The sequence below is a fragment of the Paenibacillus sp. FSL M7-1046 genome (assembly GCF_038007405.1).
GTDB lineage: Bacteria > Bacillota > Bacilli > Paenibacillales > Paenibacillaceae > Paenibacillus_AQ.
This window is the reverse complement of the sequence record NZ_JBBOXB010000001.1, coordinates 1,664,957-1,688,789: the sequence shown is the minus strand read 5'-3', so window position 1 is coordinate 1,688,789 and position 23,833 is coordinate 1,664,957. Positions and strand designations below refer to the sequence as shown.

General features: G+C 36.4%; 21 protein-coding genes and 2 riboswitches. Of the genes, 16 read left to right on the top strand and 5 right to left on the bottom strand.

The features are described 5' to 3' along the window. Nucleotides 1-30 precede the first annotated feature (30 nt). Nucleotides 31-684, top strand: coding sequence for a hypothetical protein (locus NYE29_RS07220; RefSeq protein WP_340895091.1), 654 nt, complete (start codon nt 31-33; stop codon nt 682-684). 526 nt (nt 685-1,210) lie between these two features. On the opposite strand, the gene NYE29_RS07215 is transcribed toward NYE29_RS07220, so the two are convergent. Beyond that, nucleotides 1,211-4,270, bottom strand: coding sequence for an NACHT domain-containing protein (locus NYE29_RS07215; RefSeq protein WP_340895089.1), 3,060 nt, complete (start codon nt 4,268-4,270; stop codon nt 1,211-1,213). Nucleotides 4,271-4,684: 414 nt separating this feature from the next. Continuing rightward, on the bottom strand, nt 4,685-5,173 hold the full coding sequence (locus NYE29_RS07210) for a helix-turn-helix domain-containing protein (protein ID WP_340895087.1): 489 nt from the start codon (nt 5,171-5,173) through the stop codon (nt 4,685-4,687). A gap of 196 nt (nt 5,174-5,369) precedes the next feature. Here NYE29_RS07210 and NYE29_RS07205 point away from each other — a divergent pair, with 196 nt between their 5' ends. The 12 genes from NYE29_RS07205 to NYE29_RS07150 all read left to right on the top strand — a co-directional run bounded on the left by NYE29_RS07205 (nt 5,370) and on the right by NYE29_RS07150 (nt 20,518). Next, nucleotides 5,370-6,095, top strand: a complete 726-nt coding sequence (locus tag NYE29_RS07205) for a TnsA endonuclease N-terminal domain-containing protein (protein WP_340895085.1) — start codon at nt 5,370-5,372, stop codon at nt 6,093-6,095. A gap of 13 nt (nt 6,096-6,108) precedes the next feature. Further along, nucleotides 6,109-8,190, top strand: a complete 2,082-nt coding sequence (locus NYE29_RS07200) for a hypothetical protein (protein ID WP_340895083.1) — start codon at nt 6,109-6,111, stop codon at nt 8,188-8,190. Continuing rightward, nucleotides 8,183-9,085 (top strand): TniB family NTP-binding protein, encoded by a 903-nt coding sequence (locus NYE29_RS07195; protein WP_340895080.1) that lies wholly within the window; start codon nt 8,183-8,185, stop codon nt 9,083-9,085. Before NYE29_RS07200 ends, NYE29_RS07195 begins: the two co-directional genes overlap by 8 nt. A 10-nt stretch (nt 9,086-9,095) precedes the next feature. Further along, entirely contained in the window at nt 9,096-11,159 is a 2,064-nt protein-coding gene (locus NYE29_RS07190) for a TniQ family protein (RefSeq protein WP_340895078.1), read from the top strand. Nucleotides 11,160-11,218: 59 nt separating this feature from the next. Then, complete coding sequence (locus tag NYE29_RS07185; RefSeq protein WP_340895075.1) at nt 11,219-12,970, top strand: TniQ family protein; 1,752 nt, start codon at nt 11,219-11,221, stop codon at nt 12,968-12,970. Nucleotides 12,971-13,066: 96 nt separating this feature from the next. After that, complete coding sequence (locus tag NYE29_RS07180) at nt 13,067-14,257, top strand: hypothetical protein (protein WP_340895073.1); 1,191 nt, start codon at nt 13,067-13,069, stop codon at nt 14,255-14,257. Continuing rightward, on the top strand, nt 14,238-15,146 hold the full coding sequence (locus NYE29_RS07175; RefSeq protein ID WP_340895071.1) for a hypothetical protein: 909 nt from the start codon (nt 14,238-14,240) through the stop codon (nt 15,144-15,146). Before NYE29_RS07180 ends, NYE29_RS07175 begins: the two co-directional genes overlap by 20 nt. Before the next feature lie 112 nt (nt 15,147-15,258). Beyond that, nucleotides 15,259-17,490: a DEAD/DEAH box helicase gene (locus tag NYE29_RS07170; RefSeq protein WP_340895069.1), complete on the top strand. Its 2,232-nt coding sequence runs from the start codon at nt 15,259-15,261 to the stop codon at nt 17,488-17,490. After that, nucleotides 17,483-18,190: a DUF2290 domain-containing protein gene (locus tag NYE29_RS07165; protein ID WP_340895067.1), complete on the top strand. Its 708-nt coding sequence runs from the start codon at nt 17,483-17,485 to the stop codon at nt 18,188-18,190. The genes NYE29_RS07170 and NYE29_RS07165 overlap by 8 nt, the downstream gene beginning before the upstream one ends. 199 nt (nt 18,191-18,389) lie before the next feature. Next, on the top strand, nt 18,390-18,584 hold the full coding sequence (locus tag NYE29_RS07160) for a hypothetical protein (protein WP_076113742.1): 195 nt from the start codon (nt 18,390-18,392) through the stop codon (nt 18,582-18,584). A 716-nt stretch (nt 18,585-19,300) separates the two neighbouring features. Next, nucleotides 19,301-19,867, top strand: coding sequence for a hypothetical protein (locus NYE29_RS07155; RefSeq protein WP_340895064.1), 567 nt, complete (start codon nt 19,301-19,303; stop codon nt 19,865-19,867). Nucleotides 19,868-19,885: 18 nt separating this feature from the next. Next, nucleotides 19,886-20,518: a hypothetical protein gene (locus NYE29_RS07150; RefSeq protein ID WP_076112851.1), complete on the top strand. Its 633-nt coding sequence runs from the start codon at nt 19,886-19,888 to the stop codon at nt 20,516-20,518. 178 nt (nt 20,519-20,696) lie between these two features. Here NYE29_RS07150 and NYE29_RS07145 read toward each other — a convergent pair whose 3' ends face one another. After that, complete coding sequence (locus tag NYE29_RS07145; protein ID WP_340895062.1) at nt 20,697-20,846, bottom strand: hypothetical protein; 150 nt, start codon at nt 20,844-20,846, stop codon at nt 20,697-20,699. On the opposite strand from NYE29_RS07145, the gene NYE29_RS07140 reads away from it, so the two are divergent. Further along, a complete protein-coding gene (locus tag NYE29_RS07140) occupies nt 20,786-20,917 on the top strand; it encodes a hypothetical protein (RefSeq protein ID WP_340899636.1) in 132 nt (43 codons plus the stop codon). The two genes, NYE29_RS07145 and NYE29_RS07140, sit on opposite strands and share 61 nt — an antisense overlap. A gap of 79 nt (nt 20,918-20,996) precedes the next feature. After that, nucleotides 20,997-21,185 carry a hypothetical protein gene (locus NYE29_RS07135; protein WP_038585425.1) on the top strand — a complete coding sequence of 63 codons (189 nt, stop codon included), beginning with the start codon at nt 20,997-20,999 and terminating at the stop codon, nt 21,183-21,185. A gap of 77 nt (nt 21,186-21,262) precedes the next feature. Here the strand turns inward: NYE29_RS07135 and NYE29_RS07130 are convergent, their stop codons facing one another. Together NYE29_RS07130 and NYE29_RS07125 are read right to left on the bottom strand one after the other, a co-directional pair. Next, nucleotides 21,263-21,715 carry a hypothetical protein gene (locus NYE29_RS07130; protein WP_076112850.1) on the bottom strand — a complete coding sequence of 151 codons (453 nt, stop codon included), beginning with the start codon at nt 21,713-21,715 and terminating at the stop codon, nt 21,263-21,265. Nucleotides 21,716-21,743: 28 nt separating this feature from the next. Next, nucleotides 21,744-22,253, bottom strand: a complete 510-nt coding sequence (locus tag NYE29_RS07125) for a hypothetical protein (protein WP_076112849.1) — start codon at nt 22,251-22,253, stop codon at nt 21,744-21,746. Between the two features lie 124 nt (nt 22,254-22,377). Then, a riboswitch (cyclic di-AMP (ydaO/yuaA leader) is annotated at nt 22,378-22,560 on the bottom strand. Nucleotides 22,561-22,980: 420 nt separating this feature from the next. Next, nucleotides 22,981-23,169: riboswitch (cyclic di-AMP (ydaO/yuaA leader) on the top strand. A gap of 106 nt (nt 23,170-23,275) precedes the next feature. Here NYE29_RS07125 and NYE29_RS07120 point away from each other — a divergent pair. Further along, nucleotides 23,276-23,692: a hypothetical protein gene (locus NYE29_RS07120; RefSeq protein WP_038585433.1), complete on the top strand. Its 417-nt coding sequence runs from the start codon at nt 23,276-23,278 to the stop codon at nt 23,690-23,692. Nucleotides 23,693-23,833 lie beyond the last annotated feature (141 nt).

Here is a 23,833-nt window from a genome sequence, read left to right as displayed (position 1 = left end):
AAACTTTTTTTGAGAGAGGAGAATTAGAAGGTGAAGAAAGTTTTAAACTGCAGGAGTTTTATAAAAAATAATGAGTCTATTCTCGATGTAGAGAGAAAATATACTCATATTAGAGCATATCATGGTTGTTCAACTAACGATGTGGAGAGTTACTATAAGTATGGAATTGTACCTATTGAGGTGGAATTTGCTAAGAGCCAGGCCCTAGAAAAGTTTGTAGATGAATGGACTTCAGTTGATACTGTATTAGGCGTATTTGATAAACACTGGAAAGAATTTGATCAAGTACATAGAAGTGTTTGGTTTTGTGTGTCTCGAAAAGAATTAATCCAATCTTGTGGACATTATTTAATCTATGGAAGTGAGTTTATTAGTGGTATTGCCGCGGAATTATATCGTCTAGACATGCTGAAAGGAAAAGGAAAACCAACAATTTTTCATTGTGATGTTCCCATAAAGCAGATACCTAAATATTTTTTTGAATCTTTAAAGGATAATTTGAAAATAGGTGATTTAGAAAATTGCGGATTCAAAATAGAAAACACATTATCCACCGAAGAGATAATTAAATATGATAATCCGGATTTGGTTTTTGATCCGTTAAAGGGGAATAGGCCGTATAAATATCATAACTTCATAAATGCTAATGCGCCTAAGATTATTACAGTCTGTGAATCGAGGTGATGAAGTGGAGGCTGAATTCGAAGAATATCGATTATTAAACTATAAACTAATAAATGCCTGGCACCAGTGAGAATTTATTGATTGCAATCTCGTTTTTAATCTTTATGAATAAAGAAACTCAGTACAATGAGTAATTTTACGGATGTTTTTTGTAGGCTCTTACTTTGAGTGTCTGCTCGCACATTATGAGGAGGGGGATTATCAGAGTATGTGATTGATATCGATACTGGCCATATTTATTTGCCCCTATATTGAACTAATGGGAAGTATTAGTTCAATAAAACAGCGACAGTCTAGGACTTTGTTTTTCTCGTCCTTGACAGTCGCTGTTTCAATTTTAAGGTTTAATCTAAAACTAATTTTACGGAATCTGTTGGTACGGCAGCTCGAAAATCCGCATGGAATATAGTTACCCTAGTCTAATACTTTGTTTTCTTCTGATAATTATAAGATTGTCAAATGAGAAAGATGCTAAGAATTAACCCAATTCAATAATACTTTTCGAATGTGAAATCGTTAGTATAGGCTATCTGGGCACAGGGAATCTCCGACTCCGCTTACCTGTGTTCTTGTAAAATGGCCCGTTACTCTTGTTGTTGCCTAAGTCGTACGCATAATATTTCTTTAACGCTGTCATTATGATTTGTTTTCTTGCCCCGTTTGTTTCTGTGGTTATTTTGGAGAGAAGTAATTCGTTTGACATTAGAATCGTTCCGGTATCCTGTTTTATAGCCTCGATCACTCTTCTTCTATTAATTCCACAATCAATGAGTAACCGTAAAGTATTAACAAAATGGCTATAGTCTTTTGAGAAAAGAAAGGTTGTTATCCAATGAAAACTATCTGAACCGAGGAACATAGTATTTCCAAATTTAGTTTTGTGTGTTTTTTCGAGAGCCTTCTCGTTAAACACCATGATATATTCTTTTAATAAAGATATATAAGCATTTGCATCTGTCATTTGTGGAATGGCTAATAGCGTAAATAAATAGGGAGTACTTTTCATGACTTTATCTCGTGTTTCTTCTTCTGTAACGATTTGGATATAACGAGAAGATGAAATTATACCATTTTCGAGAAGAAAGATATTATAACTATTGTGATGCCTCGTCGATGAAATGTTACTCTCGTATTCATCAAACTTCTTTGTCAACTTTTCAGCAAATCTCTCATTCTTTGATAATTCCATGAGGTGACTATTTATCGAGCGGATTATTCCGCTTTTTGTACTCATCTCATCCTGAATTGTTATTGCAATACTATGTTCAAACAAATGGTTGATCGTCCGAGGACTAATATTTTGCAGATATTTCAAGAGGGGTAGGAAAAATAAAGTCGCCTCTTCTGCATTTGTTGAGAGTTGTCTTTCTACAATATTATCTATAAAAGAGAAATCTCCCTGTGCTTTATCAATTTTACATATCAAGAGTTCAATAACAACATGCCAAGATGAGGATGAGATGTTCTCACCTATAAATAGATGCAATTCATTCACTTTACCTTTTGAGAAGAGGCTGCTGTAAACAAAATAAGCAGTGAAATACTCTAAAAAAGTCTTATGAGTAAAGCTATTCTCAACATATATGGACCGAATATTTGCAAAATCTAAGAAGTTTTGGGCTACAACATCTGCGTCATGCTCATATTCGAACTCTCCTTTGGTGAGAAGGTAATCGCGCACGTGCATATGAACCAATTTATAGGTGAGTGGAGTCTGGTTTTTATCCAAAAGTTTTTTAAATTGCCAATAGGCAAGTGAGGAAAATGTAGCGATTTTATTCGATATTGGTGAATGCATACTCAGTTTTTTCTCTTTGTTGTCACGAGTATCTACCAATGTAAGGGTGCAACTTTCATAAACATCTAATTTAGATGTCGGTAGTTCTAATTCATTTCGGTACAAGATTACAATTAAAGTAAGTAAAAGTGGGTTTCGCTTTAATTCATCCTCAATCACTTGTAATTCCTTAAGGCAAGAATTCACTTCTCTAAGCCGAAGAATCGTATTGGATTCCTCGATTTCATACCATTTGTGTACGAACTCTTTTATCTGTTCATCATCAAAGTCATTCACCTCAAACAAATCAAATTGTTGTTCGTTAAAAAATACTTCGTCATAGGATTCAAAACGACTTGTAACAATACACTTTAAGCTCTTATATTGATTTACTATGTTTTCGATGTCATTGCGTACCGAAATGCGTTCCTGAACATCTAGTATTTCATCCATGCCATCGAAGAAAATTATTACCTGATGATTCGTTAAAAAATTCACAATATCTTCTCTTATTAACTTGTTTATTTGGTGCTCAGAACGAAGCTGATTATAAATATATTCGATGAATCCGATCGAACCTTGTTTTTTCTCATGGTTGTATTTATGAAGCTCTACACGAATAGGGATGTCTTCGCTTTGTTTCGAAAGAATATGGATCATAAGATGCTTTACAAGTGACGACTTTCCAGCGCCAGGTTTCCCGAGAACGACTACGTTCTTTTTAGATTTTAAGAGTTCTTCTACTTGTAACTTTTCTTGTTTCGTTTGATTCATAAAAAAATCCAGAGTTGTATCGTTAAATAAATTAAATATAAAGGATGATTTTCCTGATCCAGCTTTGAGGGAGATTACCGTCCTTAAATCTTCATCAACTAGATTTTCATCTTTACCTGATTCAACACTAAAGGGGAGTTCCATTCTGTTGTATTTATTAACTTTGTTTTTATCATCAGTTGAGAAATACTTCGAGTTTTTTTTCCCATACCTCTGTAAAGAAGGCTTAACAAATAATTTCTCAAAGGGAACCTCACGCGGCTTTGTTGTGAGTGCTAAACCAAAAAAATTAATTCTTGAAAAATTGTTTTTTTGGCTTTCACGATATTGTTTCATGAAATCATTTAACTCCATATTGGGTCTTTGAAGCATATCCTGAAACGTCTTAACGTCTATGACTTTATCAACGACAAAAAAGGTACTAATTATTGTCGCATCCATCAATCCGGCAATATCATAGGGAGTTAGCTTCCTGACATTCAAACTTTTTAATGTTTCAAGGATGCGTTCGAAGTTGACTGATGGATCTAGGTTGGTTTTCTTAAATTCATTTTGGACCTCTAGAATCCACTCTCTTAATTTTAATTCATGTTCAATTTGTGTAGAGAAATGCTCTAATAGGGTAGAAGCAGGTTGATTAAATCCCTTGGAAACAGCAAAGTAATAAGACAAGTTATTAAAATTATATATTCTAGGTTGTTGAAGTGCATTCAAAACAAATTTAATAATTTCTTTCACTGCTTGCGGTTTAGTAATCATAGATTCATATTTCTTACATTGAATAACCCCAACAGTAATACTTTTTTGTATCATTATGATATCTCTGCCTTGATCACCAGTACCGGCTACCAAGTGACAGTCGTCAAATTCAAGAAGTTTAGCTCCATTTTTGCGGAAAGACTCTAAGAGTAGAAGCTCGAATTCCTTATCAGTTAATTGGTGTAAGGGATATTCTTTGTTCGAAAATTTTATTGGCTTCTTCATTTCAACTATAGACAACTCGTTTTTGATTTGATTCTCATCTATGTAATTCACGTTGCATCGCTCCTTTAATAATTGTATATTTATGGTATTTTATTGAAAAGATTAAAATATATATTTAAACACAAGCGAATAGCTGGTTTCTTGCATTTTTAGTAACAGCTTTTCAAATTAATATTCGGATTTTCCATCAAAGTTAAGACAGAAGTTCAATCTACTTGCGAGGTGAGTTTTATTAAGTGTGAAATAACATAGTCACCTACGATACTCTAGAAAGTACATGGTTGTTGATGAAAGACATGTATTAAGGCAGAATCCTAACAGAAACGAAATTAGTGATGGTCTGTTCTGTATCTATTTCTACAAAATATACTTATTTGATATTTTTGAATAAAACTTTTTTAGATATCCTGATTAATAAGGAAGAGCGACATATTATCTAATCAATATATTAATTAGATAATATGACTACAAATTTACGTGTATAGAATGCTTAAAGGCTATTATTGCTTGGATTTCTTTCTTGTCTTTCGGTAATAGCAATCGATACTTATTTAGTAAATCAGCTTCTTCAATTGTTAAAGAAGTGTTGTACATAGAAGACCAAATATCAGTAATTAATGTTGATGATAGCTCTCCGGTTCTAACATCTTCTTTTATCTCTTCAGAAATTTTAAGAATAGCATCTCTTATTAAATTGTATACTTTTTGTGTTAATTGCTCCCCGTTTGGTTCTAGCATGATTAAGTTCCCAGAGGTTTTATCTCCACGTAACAGCCAATCAGTTTTAACTCCCATTTCTTTACTAATTGAAATCACAGTTTCCACCGAAGGGTGGAATTTTCCTCTCTCTATCTCACTCAAAGTACCTTGCGATATACCTATATGGGAAGCAAAGGTAGCTTGGCTCATTGAGTATAACTTTCTAATTTGCTTAATTCGTTCTCCGATACTCACGTTCCTGTTTACCCTCCCTTATATTTTCTTCCTATTATAACCGTTAAACAGTGATTTCATATGAATATTAAATTAGACATTCATATGAAGGGGGAAAAGCAAATTGGAGTTTCAATGTATAAAAAATAGACGAAATAATCTATAATATAATAAAATAAATCGGAAAACGGATATTTTATGCGTGGGAGGTTTTTGTGTGAAGTGGGGATATCAAACAAATTGGGACGCAGAAGATGATTTATATAAGCCAAAGAGGAAGATAAATAATCGGAACAGTCATAACCACCCACATATTATTGGTAGTTATTACAGCCAGAAATTGAAGAGATCTGTAAACTACGAATCTCTAGGCGAACGGTTATTTTATTACTATTTGGAATTAGATAGAGATGTAGTGCGTTATTATGAGCAGCCAGTACAAATTACTGTAGAGAATGAAGATGGAAGAAAGTGGACTCATATTCCTGATGTACTATTTTTTAAGCACGGATCCGTCCCTATTCTTTGCCAAATTAAAGAAAATGAAGAAGAGGCCAGAAAGGACGAGAAGTTGCAATTAGTTAATCGTTATTGTGTTGAATTCGCTCGTTTGCATGGTTGGTTATACGATGTCATTTATCCCAAAAAGCTACCAGATGTATATGCTACAAACCTTAGGCACTTAAAAAGATTTTTACGTAAACGGAACTACTACCCGGAGTGGGAAGAAAAAGTGGCAAGAAGATTGATTTACTTAAAGAGCTGTCAAATCCGAGTTTTGGCTGAAACGTTCAAGGATAACATAGATCCATTAGCTTTGATTCCTTTAATTAATCACCTGATTGCAGTAGGAATCTTCACCGTTGATTTTAATCAAGTTATAAGCTCAAATTCTGTAGTGATGTTTAATCAAGGAAAATATATTTCACCAATCAGTTTCTAAGGAGGAACTCATAGTGCCCAATTGTAATTTAAGGGTGTATTCGGAATTCTCACTGTACGGAAAATCTCATAAGGTTGTTGCTATAGATCCGCCACATGTCTGGGTTCGTCGACCTGGCGGCGAGGATCAAAAAATGAGTGTCATTAGCCTAATTAACCACCCGACTTATGTGCCGGGGGAACGATTGCGGAGGCAAAAGACGGTTAAGATAAACAGCAAAGCTTTTGCTACTATATCTGAAAAGAAGCGAGAGGAAGTTAGTGCGAGGTTTGAAATGATTTTACCACTTATATTACTAGACCAAATAAAGGAGGGGAATACTCGAGCGCTAAACAAATTTCATGATAAATTTAACCACCTTTTGTATCCAGGTGAAGTAATTAATAACATGTCACAAGAAGCTTTGCTCGAGCGGATTATCAAAAAACAAGGTGTTGTGAGATCAACACTGTTGCGATATAAACGGGATTACATTACTGCAGAAAACAACACAGAGAATGGCGGGCTAGAAGGCCTAGTATCCCGAAAGGGGAGGGGCTATACAGGGCGGAAAGATAATATGGAATTTATAATATGTGATCCAAAACATCCTGAAACTATACTGGATACTTTATATGTGAGAAAAACAGAAGGACAAATAAAAATTTTAAAAGAAGTTATCGAAAATGAGTACCTTACCAAGCAGCGTATATCCATTTCAAATATTGAAGAGAGAATAAATAGAAAATGTGATCAGAATGGTGAAGAAGAAATAAGTTATTCAACTATAAGAAATATTATTAATAGGATTAATGACAAGGCAAAAGAAACCTATCGAGACATAAGAAATGCAAGAAAAATATACGATGAGGTTGCGAGAGGGTATGCGGATAGAGATGCATTGGGCTGCTTAGATATTGTACAAGTTGATCATACAAAGCTTGATCTTATGGTGATTGATGAAGTTACTGGTGTAATAGAAAGGCCTTGGATTACATTGGGTATCGATGTTTTCAGCCGTATGCCATGGTGTGTATACATTTCATTTGAGCCCCCTTCAATGGATATTGTTCGTAAGGCTATTCAACACGGGGTTTTTGTTAAAGATAATAAAACAGTATATCGTACTGAAAATGATTGGGAAGCATTTGGAGTTCCTAATATTATTTATGTTGATAACGGTTTGGATTTTAAAGGGACTGACATTAAACGACTCGTTAATGAAACACTACAATCTGAAATAATGCATAGACCTGTGAAAATTCCGCATTTTGGAGCTGTTATTGAAAGACTTTTCCGGACAATAAATACAAAATTAATACATCAGCTTTTGGGAACTACCAAAAGTAATCCGGTTATGCGGGGAGATATAAATTCAGAGGACGATGCATGTCTTACACTGAATCAAATTCGAAGAATTATAAATATATTTCTTACTGATGTTTATCCTATTGAAAGACATAAAGGTTTATTACATACTGTAACGCCTACACCGCTTCTTAAGTATCGAGCTGGCATACAAGAGGACGGTTATCCGGACTGGATTGACCGACGAGATGAGGGAAAATATAAAATCGATTTCTTACTGACCTCAAGAAGGCCATACACTCGTGATGGAGTCAGATGGGAGAATAAAATTTATAAATACAAGGATGATAAAGATCTTATTGCAAAGAGGACAGTGAAATATGTAGTTAAATATGATAATGATGATATCTCAAAAATATACTTGCTACACCCTAAAAAAGAGGAGTTTCTGGAACTTAAATGTATCTCTCCACCGTACGAAGATTTAATAAATGTGAATCAATTTTCTTATAAAAAAATGATGGAGAAGCATAGAGAAACGCAAAAGGAAAATATGAAGACTATTCCAGGTAGAAAACAGGTTTATACGGCCTTTCAAAAAATAAAGAAAGAGCTTGAAGAGGGACAAAAGCAAAAGAGAACGCTTAAGACACTGCGGAAAATGAATGGTTCCCTTTCAATCAGTATAAATAATGAGTACGCTGATCAACAAAATAGACACCAAACGGAGCAAAAATCAAAGCGTGAAGAACTTCTTTTAGCAGCAATTGCAGCTGAGGAAAAAAGAAAGGGGAGCTACCATGAGTAAAAAAGAAGTAGCGGAGTTCGCAGAACGCATAGCAGACCTCTTTATACGCCATGAAGAAGTAGATCGAATATGGGATCGGTTTGATTCAATGAGGGTGCATTTAAAGGCGGGAAAACAGAACGAAGATCCGAGGCATTTGTTATTAACAGGCTTATCTGGAGTTGGAAAGACTCAAATAGGAAAAAGATATATGAAAAGAAACCCGCCGTATGAGTATAAGATTGATGATAAGAACATTCTTGTTATGCCGGTTTTACATGTAAAGTTACCGTATCCATTTACACAGGTGGATTTTTACAAAAGGATACTTAAAAGTTTAAGGGCACCAATTATCAGGTCTGATGCAAGGGTAAACTACTTGAAAGAGCAAGCATTGATACTTCTGCGAGCTCAAAAAACTGAAATGATAATATTTGATGAAATGAATTTTATTATACGTTCAAAGCGTTTTGATAACCAGGAAGCCATGGAGATGTTCAAGGATCTGACAAATGAAGGGCAAGTATGTCTAGTGTGTATGGGGACACCTCAGATTGAAGTTTTACGGACTATGGAGGATGAGTACATCAGAAGATTTGGTAGAGAAACGGTTAGCCGATTCGAGATCCTGGATGATAAATTCCGATTGCTCTTACGTAAAATTGAGGAAGCCATTCAACCACCCGTACCCTTATTTCTAGACAGTGAGGAAACAGCAGCATTTCTACATGAATGTTGCCAGGGTAGAATTGGTTATTTGCATTCCATCATTATTGAGGCATATAGGCTTCTGGGAGTATTTGAGCCTGACTTCAGTGATCTGTCTAAAGCACATCTAACGGTAAGCACACTCGCTAAGGCCAGCTACAATTTATATAGGGATTCTGATCACTTAGCAACTCCGGCAGGAATATGAGGTGTTCTCTATGAGTGTATTAAACGATGGTGTTTTTAAAATATGTGCCCAACCAAAGTCAGAGGAATCTCTGACTTCTTTTATTATGAGAATGTCTACGCTTAACGGTTGCGAAGCAAAGGATGTATGGAAGGAAGTCAGTTATAGTAATGAAAAATCTACGAGCCATATTAAGTTTTCTAGATTTGATTATGATCTGCATATATTTGACCGAAAGAGATTGGCTTTTCTTCTCGGTGTGACCAAAAAAGAACTAGACGATATGACAAGTATAAAGTTTTTTTTGAAATTTTTTAGTGATTCGTATCAAGAGTTTGATACAGCTGCTACTATGCTTCGTGATATTCTTCAAACCAAGGTACGGAAAATATGTCCTTTATGTATAAAGGAGGATAACATCTTCAAGTTAATCTGGCAAATTAAAGAGATAGATATCTGCCCTATACATGAAGTGAAGCTTAAATCAGAATGTAGTCACTGTAATACAAATTTCAACTACTCAGACAATATACTAATAGATCCTTACTGTTCGAATCAATGCTGTAACAACTCTCTGCTTGATGATTATGAAAAGGTCTCGGTTAAAGAAGATATATACAAAAAACAAAAGCAACACTTTGACGATTGGCAATTCTTACTTTTTGACAATAAAGTGTTGGCATACGAACAAAGCGGATTGTCTATGGAGCAAAACCTAGCTATAAAGTTATTGTACATTGCACAAGGTCAACAACAAATATATAGTCGAAAGGAAGTGAATTATCTTAGTATAGGAATAATTAAATCACTAGTTTCTTTGATAAAAAGCAACCGATTAGTTAAGCGAGTAAGAGTACAAGAGGTACTACTTGTTATGAGAGCAGTTGGGTTAACTGCCAAAGAGTTTGCATCTATAGAAGTTCCTTTAGAATATATTAATTCAATCATTAAACAGTATGAGTTTTTTTCACCTTCAGAGTGCCTAACACCATGGTGCCTGGCTCATGAGAAGAAAAACATAAAGATGCAACTAACTAAAGAGCGAATAGACAGCAGGTACCAGGATAGAAGGGTAAGGTATCCGTATTACTATACTTGTCTCAGCTGTTTTATGAAGTACAGTTATCATCCTATTACAAATCAATGGGAAGAAATTCAAGGGCAAATATATCTAATTTCAAGGATTTTAGAGATGGCTTCGGATGGGCTCACAAGATGCCAAGTTGCTTCTAAGTTAAAGAAAAACATATTTTATGTCAGTGAAGTGTTTGGATACCTGACCTATCGAAAATTGTTTCCAGAACGAATGAATCAAACATTTGAAAATCAACTTGATGATGTTCAAGGAGAGGCTATTAATTATTTTAAAGAAATAGATATCCATTGGCGAATGTACCCGGAATTTAGATATAAGAAGTTCAAAGAAAAGTATGGGTGGTCACTTGTAACATATAGTTATTACTATGCTGATAGGGTTGTACAAACCCATTTAATCAGTAAACCGCCGAATATAAAAAAACCGCTGAGAAAATTTGCGAATTTCAAACAAGAAGTGAAAGAAGGTCTAGCAAATCTATTAGATTCAGAAATTAATATATCATTAGAACAAGTAGCGGCTACACTAAGTGTCTCTGAACATACGTTAAGGAGTCATGGACAAGTCCAAGTAATTAAGAAGTATCAGGAAAGGCAATTGTCTAGTTACTTAAATAAGCATGAGAGGCGATTAAGAGCATTATTTGACCATGAACTTATTAAACGAAGAGAAAATGAGGAGGAATTTCCTTTTAGAGACGTATATAAATTACTAAATCACGGGCGGGATCATATTAAATATCGATTCCCGGGCTTATTTAACTACATTCTTAAAATGATTAACGAATATGATCAATTTCTTACGCAAGTGAAGAATACCAACAAGAGAATGGAAATTCGCAATGTCATTATTGATACATATAAATTATATTCTAAACTCAATGTATCACTGGTTGCCAGGAGATTAGGGTATGAGCGTATTCATGTTTTAGGTTACAATAAATTGAAAGAAATGATCATTGAGGAGATTGAGATTTTCCAGAAAAATAGTAAAGTATAGAGCATTCTTTCTAGCTTTACTGGAAATACTGTTAGAAAAACAGTAATGGTGATGTGAGAATGTTTTCAATTCAATTATGTCCGAAATCAGATGAATCATTAGCCAGTTATTTAGTACGCCTTTCTTTGGAAAATGGAATATCCATATTAACCCTTTGGAATAAAAGTAGGAAGCAAGGTATGCCAAATCCTCAAAGGGAGGACTTGCATTTAATAGACACACTACCAAACTCGGTATTGGATATTGAACGATTATCATTTCTTTGCAGTGTTCCGGCCAGTACCCTATACAAAGGTACATTTAATAACCTTTACCTTGTATTTAATTATGATGGGATAGCAGAAACATCTCGTTATTTAAAAGGAATTATCCGGAGTGAAATTCACTTCTGTCCTGATTGCTTAAGTGAGAAGCCTTATATACGATCTTTATGGAGAATTGATGGAATTACTTGCTGTACAAAGCATTCCCGTTATTTGCAGGAATGTTGCCAGCATTGTGGGCACTCGATAAACGTTAATCAATTATTTAACTCAAGTATATGCCCTCACTGCTATGGGGATTTAAGTAGCGGAGGGCTAAAGCGTCAAGTAAGTACTGATGTAATGATCGCACAAGAGTGGTCATCAATGGCCTGGGCCGAATTAATTTATGACAGTTCTTTACCACCAACTAATGAGAAGGAACTTGGATTAAAGTTACTTTACGTTGTCAATCGTAAAGACCCGGTATATAACCGTTTCAAAATTAAGAGTGCTCTAAATTCATATAATCTCCGCTTGGATTCCATTCTGCAGTGTACTCGCGGGACATTAAAGCAACGTCGAAAACTTCATCTAAACAAAATACTAAAAATACTGTTTGATCATAACATAAGTATATCTGAGTTTTTAAATATCAGTATTCCTATGTCTTTCAAAAGAAGTGTTATTAAAGATAACTCGAAAAAATTTAAAATAGTCTGTTTATCGCCTTGGTGTGTATCGTATGGAACAGATAGATCAATTGTGAAAACTGGGACATTATCGAAGAACTATAAAGACGGTTCGTACTTAAAACGTCATGTGGCATGTTTGGACTGCGGCTGCGAATATGGCTTCGATAAAGATGGGGAAGTTAAAGAAAAGAGCTACTTTGCTAAAGGGTATCGTTTCTTACAGAGGTTTAAGCCATTGAGTCTGGCGGAATTTCAAAGAACATCTGGGTTTTCTCTTAATGCCTGTGGGAGAATTGTCGCATACTTACACGTCCGTGGTTTATATGATTTTAGGCCAGTTACAGTGAACGAGGAGTTACTGACATCTTTTGCTGAGGGTGTAAGTAAGAATATGCGTATATCTGATATTCAAAAATGGTCATGCTGGAATGATAAATTTCATTATCTGATTCATCGTCTTCATCCCGATATCATGAGGCGATTAATACAACAAAAGAGGCCGGCTAAAGACCGACTACCCAAACTTGAATGTTGGGGAAAACTTGTTCAGTATTGTGATGAATATTTATCTGCAGATGTGACGATTACAATAGAGAGTATAGCTTTGAAAATAGGGATAACGTCTGCAACCATTTCAAAATGGGGATATACTCCTTATATTAAAGAAATGAAGGAAGAGCAGAAGAAGTTTCGATTGGAGAAAAGAAAAGACGAATGGTACAAAAAGATTGATGACCTGTGTGCACAAAATATCAATAACAAAGTCCTTTCTAAGGACGTTTACAAACATCTAAAAGTTAAACAATCTTATCTCTGCGGGATAGCTCCAGAAGTAAATGAATATATAAGGAGTTGCAGGGCGGAGATCAGCTGAATTTGTAGTGAATAAACTTAAAAAATGTAAATTTCTCATAGTTTTTGTTTTGCGTGGGATATATAATATCATTAACTAACAATGGCGGTGGTGGTTATGGATCATATTAATGATCGTGCGACAATGCAACACCATTTTGATCAAATATTGAACAAAAACTATGCCAACTTTGAAACTAAGCGTAGGTATAGTTATGGTAATAATGCTATTAAAACGTATGTCATAGAAAGTCATATTTTTAATGAACAAGTTTCAAGAGATTATCTACTCAACTCCATATTGCAACGAGCTAAAGAAGTTGATTCAGAATCCACTCTCCGTGAAACGAAAGATGAAAACCTTATTAGTCTCTCTACAGTTGCTGCTGATTATTTTATTGATATTACATCAAAGCGATATGTGGTTCTTCACACAGCCGAACCAACTAAAGTGACAGACCCCTTTATTAATAAGTTTCAAAATGCTAAGGGCTTCGACAGTTTATGGCTTCCGGTTCCGCTTTTATTGGAGACTGTTAGTCTGGGGCGTTTTTGGGGGATGGGAGTCACATATCAAGATTCAATTGAAGAGTCAATAATAGATACAGGTGATGATTTATTAGAGGATGTACATGATATCAACTTGAGCGCTAAACGGCACTTTGCACAGCAATTTTTCAGTCTTCTCATGACTTCCGAGTTGAAATATATGATGGGTGTCTCAAGATTGTCGGTGCTTAGAGAAAGCGAAGAGCGCAAGGATAACAACAAATTCATCATAGATGATATTAAGTATAATGGGAAAATTACTGCAAAAGGTAACTCATACGAAAAGCACTCCCGTATAGTATACGAGTTAGTCAAACTATATTCAGAAGTTATTGAGAAGCTAGAGACTTATGGAATTTCATTTGAGGAAGGTCGCCTTGCAGGGAATCCAATAACAATAAATTTCAGTAGAACAGTATCCCCTCAAAAATTAATAAATATTATTTTTACAGGGGAAGAACCCTTTCGTTTGTGGGGGGTTGAGGACGAGATTGGTCCTAACCAATTTCGAGTATACGCAGTCGATATGCACCATGGAAATAGTGGTAACAAATTAACTTTTGAGATTACGGAGAATTACATGCGCATTTCTATGCCAAAGTACTCGTGTGCCAATACTTTGCTCCGTTTATTTTCAAATATAAACCATTACGTTGATGCTATGGCGGCGTTGGAGGTTCTTGATTATGAGCTCAAAGTCGACTTATCTCGAGCAGGACTTGGTCAATATCTTGGCCAGTATGACGTTCAAAATACCTAATTATCCAAATGTATTTTTTGAAGCCGGATACAATGTAGAGTTTGTTGAGAAGGAATTTGATGTAACGCAAGATGGAAAGGTGCGGGAGGTCAAGTTTGATATTGTTCTCAACAATGCTTTCAAAAATCACTCGTTGTCATTTGAATGTAAAAGCGGAAGTGCTGAGCCGGAACAACTATTAAAGTATAGTAAGTTAACTCCTGAAGAGATGGTTAGTGTTGGAGGCGTTTCTTCAGCAGTTCCAGCTTCGCACACGAATGATATTGTAGTTGTATGTAATGATTGTAACCTTGAGAAGATACAACTTGACACAGCGCCGTATTCTTTTACTCACATGTCGGTTTCTAATTCTCCAACATTAGTTATAATGCACGAGGAACCTTTTCAAGATGACGATTTGGTTGAACTATTTTCCTCCCCTATCGAGTATCCAAGTTTTATTCATGAGGTATTCAGAGTTAGTGGACAGACTCCAATCTTTAAGTACATAAAAATAATTGCAACTGAATTGACTGCTTTATCTGTGGAAGGGCAAGAATCATTCACTTTAACAGAAATGGCTGCTTCTGTTTGTTCAACTATTCCTGGACTTTATCCCGCACGTGTTGGTAATCAAATGAGAAAAGAAGTTGAAAATAAAGTCTCATCTGCATTATTAGCTGGAAGCCAATCCGAACTTAGTGATTACTATATGTGGGATAAAAAAGTTGGCCGAGGTATGCTGAAAAAAATAAAACCGGGATGCAAGCCAATGACTTATAAGGCATTTAAACAGGCTGTTGACGCAATCTCGGAGAGATTGAGAGTAGGGGGGGCTGCACCCTCTAAAAAGAAAACAGTTGTTTACGAGGATCCTAATCAGCTTACGTGGGATTCGAAGTTTGAATAGGAATTTTTCTAATTTTTCTTATTTTTCTTATTTGTATGAATTTTCAATCAAGATTTTCCTGAGTTCTCTCGTAAAAGTGCCACTGTGGCACTTTTTTTATTATTAAATGATGATGAAAGGAAATGATCATATAAATGGAGAATTATTGAAAATGATTAATTATAAGAAGGAGTTAAAAATGAAAAAAAACATACTTTCGCAGGAATATTACCAAGATTCGGTTACTCAACGCTTTGTGGATTATTTGGAAAATAATATTGAGGGATTAGAAGATTCATATTTATATTATCAATATCCTATTATTAGAGAAATGGATGAAGAAATAAAGTATCCAAGTTTGTTGATTATCAGTCAAAATCATGGTGTGTTACTTTTTAAGTGTAACGGAATAAATCGAGTTAGGGATAGTGAAGAAATTGAGAGTCTAGCCGAAGAGTTGAGTAGAATTGAGGATTTACTATTTTCCAAATTGATAAAAAGCACAAATAAAAAAATGAAGATTGGTAAAAGAGAATTATCGTTTAATTTAGCCTCTGCGCTATATCTACCTAATTTTGAAGAGCAGTATGACCAAGACGAATTAGAGATGAGTGTTTTGCTATCTAATAAGGGAATTAATGATTTCTTTATGGAGCATTTTGTTGAGGATGCAATTGAGGAAGAAACGATTCGTGAAATTTATTCTATTATTGACAATTCGACTGCAATTGTTAAACCAAAAGAAAGAAAAGTTGCTAAAGAAGATAAGACTTCAAAAGCATACATATTAAAAAAGTTGGAAGAAGAAATAGCGAATTTTGATGAAGAACAAAAGTATGCAGCCTTGTCTCAACTAGAAGGCCCACAACGAATAAGAGGGTTAGCAGGTTCGGGTAAAACAATTATCCTGTGCATGAAAGCAGCGATATTACATCTTAAATATCCAGATAAAAAAATACTCTATACCTTTATGACCAAGAGTTTATACGATTATATCCAATTGTTAATAACAAGATTTTATAAAACTATGGGAGATGGAAACCTCCCGGACTTCGATAATGCAATACATGTTAAACATGCTTGGGGTGGTAGTAACATTAGCGGTGTATATTATGATTGTTGTAAGAGAAATAACGTAATGCCAATAAATTTTTCGGATGCAAAAAGGCTTGCTAAAGGGAAAGACATTTTTGATTTTATATGTGAAAAACTCTTAGCAGAAACAAAGGGAAGACTAGCACAAGAATATGATTTTGTTTTGATTGATGAAGCACAAGATTTTAAACCTTCTTTTTATCAAATGTGTAGAGGGATTGTAAAAGATGATTGTATAGTTTGGGGATATGATAATTTACAAAATATATTTGATGTTAAAATGCAGAACACAGAAATAACATTTAAAAATGAATTTGGTGCTAGAGGTATCAATTTAGCCACGCTACAAAGAAACCACCCTGATATGGATAACGATATTGTACTATCTAAATGTTATAGAAATCCCCGGGAAATTTTAGTCACAGCCCATGCCCTTGGGTTTGGTATATACAATGAAACCTTGATTCAGACTTTAGAAAACAATTCGCATTGGGAGGATCACGGATATATTGTAAAGGAAGGGAACTGTGTTGATGGTCAACTAATGGTAATTCAAAGGCCTGTTAAGAACAGTCCACTATCAATTTCAAAATATCAGCATCCGGATGAAATAATCGAACTTTATTCAGCAGATAATTGGAATGATGAATGCCAATGGGTTAGTGATTCTATTTATAAAGCAATACATGAAGATAATTTGCGTCCTGACGACATTGTGATTATTTCACTTGATGATAAGTATGCCAAAAGATATATGAAAGCAATCAGTGATCTATTGTATGAAAAAGGAATTAATTGTAATAATGTTTTGGAGAATTATTATCAAAAAGGGTTTGCTGAAGATGATTGTGTGACTCTATCAACTGTTTATAAAGCAAAAGGACATGAGGCACCTATGGTTTTTGTTGTAGGCTGCGATGTACTTGAACATGAGAAGAATAATCGTAACATGAGAAACCGTGTATTTACAGCCTTTACCAGGGCTAAAGCATGGCTGAAAATTAGTGGTCTCGGTATAGAAAAGCACTCCATATGGAGTGAAGTGAACGAAGTAAAAAACAATCAATTCCAGTTGGAATTCACCTATCGTCCTACACATGTCATAGAAAGGGATCTAGATGAGATTAGTGTTAAAAAAGCAAAGTTAAGAGAAATAAGAAATGGATTGAAAAAACAAGGGATTTCTGAAGGAGAATTAATCAAGTTCCTAAATGAACAAGATGACGACCTGCTTTCTGATGATGAATATAAGGATAATGAAGATGAATAAAGCGAGCATACTCAAATCAATTAATGATGCGAAGAATTTGTTGAGCGAATCTGATTTACTAAAGGATGTAAACAAATCTAGAAAATTTACCTTGGATTTTGGGAAGTATTCTAGAGAATTCATGGAAGTATTTCAATCTGATAATTATGATGAGATTTATAAAAAGGCAATGAAAAATATGGACTTTGACTTTTTACTGATTGACGATTCATTCTTCCAGTTTTCATGTACCTCTGAAGAAGATACTATTGACGAAGGCAATTTGAGGTATGCATATTTTGAGAATCCGCGGAAATATGACACCTATGAAGAATTCTTGGCTAAATGCGGATTTTCTTACGAAGAGTGTGGTGAAGAATTTTACTTCGAGTATGAGCAAGAGATTGCAGAAGCTAAACTAAAGGATTCTGTAACACCAATTAGATATGACTATGATTATGGTTTATATACTCCAATAGAACATTCAATATCACATTTTCACTTTGGTCATAATAACAATATCAGAGTGGCTACCTCGAAAATATTGACGCCAACGAAATTTGTTAGTTTTGTAATGCGAAATATGTATACAAAAAAATGGATGCAGGCCTTCACTAACGAAAAATTCAAGACCACATGTTTAACGGCGCGTCAAGCTTGTCATCCGATTGACGAAAGATTTTTTACTGAAGATGAGAAATTATTGCTGCATATCTTTTAGTTATTAGACTTGCTACTTGCTTACAGTGTTTTAAGTAAGAGCTGTAAATTATCTTAATTATAATTATTAGAATTACAACTTATCTCATTTGTAACTGATATTTATCTCAAATGGACATAAAGAAAGCACTGATAGCGGCACATTTTAGTCTCAATTATAATGGTTACTCACAATATAAACCTTTTGAGGAGTGGCAAGGATGAATAAAAAGCATGAACAAACATTCGGGTTGCTGTTTGCAGTATCTTCGTTAATCGCACTGGTCGCCAGGTTAATGCCGTCCAATGGATCGAATCTGCTTGATTTTATTCAAGGGCTTTTGACAGGAATGGGCATTGCCGGTATGATTGCGTCATTAATCATCTTTGGCAGACATTCTAAACGCGCACACTAAGAAGTGATCATAGGTTTTACTGAGGAAGCCGCGGTTCGGAAACCGCGGCTTTTTTATATTGAATTAGTGACTCCGTTTAACGAAACCGATAAATAGGCCTTCATATGATAAAGAGGGCCTGATGACTATCATATCTAAAGTGAGGTCATGCTTTTACATTTACCAATACACGTTATATAGATAAGAACCTGTGTTTTATTTGTAAAATTTTGTGCAATTGTTGTAAATCACTTAGCTTATAATTCAGTAAACTAAAAAGATTAAGCGAGGAAGATTCTATTGTCTAGCAAAACTGGGGAGTTGAATTTGTAAAGAATCAACTAGTTCTTATGAACCGTTTATTGAAGTAAGATCTAGAAAGAATTTTATTTATGTTTTCAATTAGAAAAAAAGGAAAAATGTCCTATTAATATAAATGTCATCCAGTGTTATGATTAGTGTGCTTAGAAAAGGACTAGCTGGCCAGCATCTTTTTCAAAAAGCTTAGGTTTTTGTGCCACAAGTAAAGCTTGTAGAGTAAAAACATTTTGGGTAATCGATTCTAAGGCTTCGTAATTTAAAAAGCAGTTTGTAGATAAAGAAAGTCTCTCAAAGTTTGTATAATACTTATTAATCGTAAAACATTTTAATTAATGTGTGAAATTGCTTTAATTAGAATCATTAGTTAATTAATAGAAATAAAATCCTTTAAAAAATTATACAGGTGGTGTTTTTAAATGAAGAAGACAAGATTAGTAGGCACTTTACTATCCGTTTTTATTTTGGCTATATGCATTCCAACTAGTGCATTTGCTGATTTTTTTGCAGGCGGACGTTCTTCTGCAAAGTTTAATGCCTATTACGATTCTTCCGTAGTAACATATGGATATGAAGGAATATATGATACGGCAAGAGCAAGTTGGGGGGGGATTTCTTCTAATGTTGCCATTGGGAAAACCACCTCATCGAGTGGCTTGCCAGACAAATATTATGTTGGCTTTTCAGCTGATCCTACTTTTCTTGGATTATCTTCTTATTACGATGCTAATGGAAATCCCGTAAATAATAATGTACCAAGAGCATTTACGACCTTCGCAAGCTATAATAATAATTTAATTGTATATGAATCTCCTGCTTCATCAGCAGTAAGAATTTCAAATGCAATTCATGAACTTGGTCATACCTTATCTTTGGCTCATACGACACAATCAGGTATAACCGATTCTGTAATGTTTCAAGGTGTTCAAACAATTGGCCCTCAACAGTATGACAAGAACCAACTTAAAGCAAAATGGGGAAATTAAAATTAGGGGTGATACATTGTGTTGAAGAAAAAAATTAAATTTAACAGCAAGCAGATAATTATCCTTGCTTTGATAGCATTAACTATTGCCATTATCAATACTTCAGGATTGGAAGCAAACAATAAAGCTGAAAGTACGCCCATTGAAAAAGCAGAGACAATAAATATGGATGCAAACTATATTCTATTTAATGATGTAAATCAATTAGACCAAGCTGCAGACTTAATTCTCGTTGGTAGTCCTACAATGGATTTTCCTGAAAGAGAACATATTACAACGTATTTTGGAGATGGAGCAATTCAGGACTTCTATACACTAACTGATTTGAAAATCGATAAAATTTTAAAAGGTCCTCAAGATTTTAATCTTGCAACATCGCAATCGCTTAAGATTATTGAACCAATAGGATATGCAAAACCTGAAAAAAAAGAAAATAAGATTACTCGTGAAGAATATTCTGAACTAGAAAAAGGGGAGAAATATATTATATTTTTGATGCAAAATGACCAAGGTCAGTACGTTGTAATTAACGTGAACAACGGTAAATTCAACCTTAATGAGACAGAAGTTTCTTTTGCTTCGGATTCAGAGAATGTAGAACATGAAAAAATTAAGAAGGAGGTTTTTTCGAAATATAAAATAAAAGAATAATGATTTATTTATGATACCAAATAATAATGAGCTGCATTATGCGCGCATTGAAAAGTGATCATAGGTTTTAACTAAGGAAGCCGTGGTTCGGAAACTGCGGCTTCCTTTAGTTCGCCCAGCATGGGCGCTATCTCTAGGGTTCATGTCCAGAATGGTGAAGGCAGTACTAGCCATTAGCTTAGACAAGGGTATCCACCGTGAACTGAGTCAGTACCTTTAAGCTGGTGCGGATACTTCTCGCTGGCGGATACACCAGTCTTTCAAACGATAGATAGATGGTTTCGAAGGAAGCTGCAAATGTGCCTTTGGAAGCACTGGAAGAACCCACGAATCAAAGCTGTTGACTATGATGCCTCTGTTTGCGTTCTAAGGCTTGTTTCTATACGTCTCTACATATAGAGAATGGAGAGTTCAGGATCCTGCTGGTTAAATGAAGGGTTATAGTGTACCTTATTTAATAAGATAAGGAGTGGTAATCTTGAAAAAAAACAATCAAATCCCCGCGATCCTCGCAGCTTCAATTCTGCTGATTCTGCTCAGCAGCATGCTTAAGCCGGAGGGCTCTACCCTGCTGGGTGTGCTGCAGACGTTAATGCTCGGAGTGGGCTTGCTGGGCTGCTGTACAGCGGCCTGGAGATTCGCAAAAGGCGGCAAGGGCAAGAGCTGAGTATAAATAGAAAAGGCCGCAGCACTATGCTGCGGCTTTTTCATGCGCTTTGACAAGTTGCTATATTCCATACGAAGCTATACAACAAACAAGTTTGCTTCAGGCCGCAACGTTTCCAACCGGCACATTTGCTCGCGCACATGTCTCAGCCGGGTTTTCAGCACCGGCACGCTTTGCTCAAGAATGGTGCTGATTGCCGGCAGGGGCAGCAGCATGCCGTACCATAACACCTGCACAATCTGATCCTCCCAGGCTAATCCATTGGAAACAAAGAGGCTGCACTCCTCCGCAGCCCGGGAGCACTGCTGAATGCACTCCCGGTACGCATCCAGAGAGAAAGGCTGCGGGATGAAATCATCATGAAGGTACCGGGTATAAAGCTCAGTGAAGGTTTTCATCGCAGTCTTTTCCGCAACGGCACCCTCTCCCAGCAGCAGACTGGTGAGTGCATAAATATTTCCGGTGTTCTTTTGGACATATTCCGCAAACTCGCTGGCAGCTGTCCATTCCGGGGATAATGGGTCTGGCATGTCTTCACGTTCCTTCCTGAATAAGAAATTATAAGATGGAGAAATAAGTGATGGATCTGTCCATTAGCTCGGCTATGTCCGGTTCCTGCCAGCTGCCTTTATGCAGCAGGGAACTTGAAGGTTTATAGTACATCCGTCTGAAGGGGGGCGTACCGCCGGCCCCAGCCGTACGGGAATAGGGGACCATTTGCAGATGTGACGTGACGACCTTGCCTTGCAGCTTGGCTTTTAAATCCAGCAGGGCCGTTTGCACGATTTCTTGCTGACCCGGCTCCCACTGCGCACCTAGCTGCTGTACAATTTCTATGGCTTCTTCTAGCCTGTGATTGCGTATACTTCTCAGAAAGCTGCTCCATTTAATGACGTCAAAATGATCGCCTTCCGCAGACAGTATCCCCGCTCCCCAGCTGCACCCAGCCTTGCACGTAAGCTTCAGCACACCATACCGGCACTTGCCGGATGACTCCGCGGCATGATGGAATGGCCAGGGGGCATCGAATACAAACACTTCTATACGTGACAGCCTGCGCTGGTTCATTTCGTTTTCCCTCCTACCCATTTATAAGCTGCAGCCTCAGCACAAAAAACCGCAGCAGAGGAGGACCTCTGCTGCGGTTTTGGTACAGGCTTAAATACACCTGGCGAAAACACGTGGCGGATCAAGGTTCTCTCTAGTCGCTTACGGGGTTAGCTGTCGGATTCGGACGGTGAGAGTCGCCCTACCTAATGAGACCACAGTCTCCTTCGGATTCACCCCAAGAAAGATTCTTATCTTCCAGGTAAGGCCCTGCGGGCCTGATGGTTCCCCCGTTTCCCGCATTGCGGGAATTCAGCGTTCATATCGCATTTCATGCATTGGATTCAAACCGAATCATACCTTTTCGCATGAGCTTTGTAAAAAGAAAAAAACATTCTTCTGAGCCGATTTTCAGGGGATTATGGCAAAAGAAACGATAAGAAGTGCTAAAAGGGTGTTTATCAACGATTTTCAGCTTTTTATCTCGTGCATACGACTGCTTTTGATTTAGGGTGATTAGAGCCCAAAAGGCAATTTGCTCAACAGCGGGTGAATATAATCACAACGCTGAATGCTTTTTCGCAAATCGTTGATAAGCCGAGTAAATAAGAGGAATGATGAGATTGAGGCTTAAGTAAGCGCTACCCGATCTGGATTGGGTTTACTAAATGCATTATTTTGGCAGGTTTGGCGGTTTACAAGGCCGTGATCGCCAGAGTATGATTACTTCTGTTTACTACACAATCGAATACGCAGTCCGCTTAATTTCCGTTATGGAAAGCGGGGGAACCAACAATCGGCAGCCGATGTGAGAGTCGGAGCCGGTTATGGGGTGAATCCTGTGAAAGTGCGAGAGAATGCTCGCATGGATACAGGTAGGGCGACTCTCACTGCCCGAATCCGACAGCTAACCTCGTAAGCGTATTAGAGAGGATGAGCACAATGTGACCGTTAATTGGACCACAGAGGGAATTCCTTTGTGGTTTTTTGCTGTGTTCGTACGGGCAAATGAATGGAAGTCCTAGGCCGGAGGAGAGGAAGATATGGCGAATTCGGAAGAATATGTACTCATTAACGCTCCGACTAAAGCGGGGGAGCATTTTATCAAAATCTTAAAGTTCAGAGGCTACAAGATCGCAGGAATCGCCAACAATGCAGCGGAGAAGCGGCGTCTGGAGGAACTGGGAATCGAGGTCAATCTTGTGGTGGATACACATCATCAGAATACATGGTTCCGCCCCTCTTTTCCGGTAGGCAGAGTATTTCTGTTCGAGAGCAGTGTGACCTTATGCTGCCGGTATATCCAGATGTGCCGGACCTGGACGACAAAGCCAATATACGTAATTACGACTTCGATGAATCCCAGACTGGTCTATAAAGGACTTGGAGCGGATTCCGTCATCTATTCCCACAGCGGAAATGTCTCTTTTCTGGCGGATGTCTCAACGAATCCAGGATAAGGCCAAATAAAAGGGCAAATAAAAGGCATCTCCTGGACAGAGGTCCAAGGAGATGCCTTTTTCAAAAATATAAGAATTTATATGTTTCACACGATAACTTATCCTTCTATTTCTCGCTGAAACGGTACCGTCCTTAAAAAG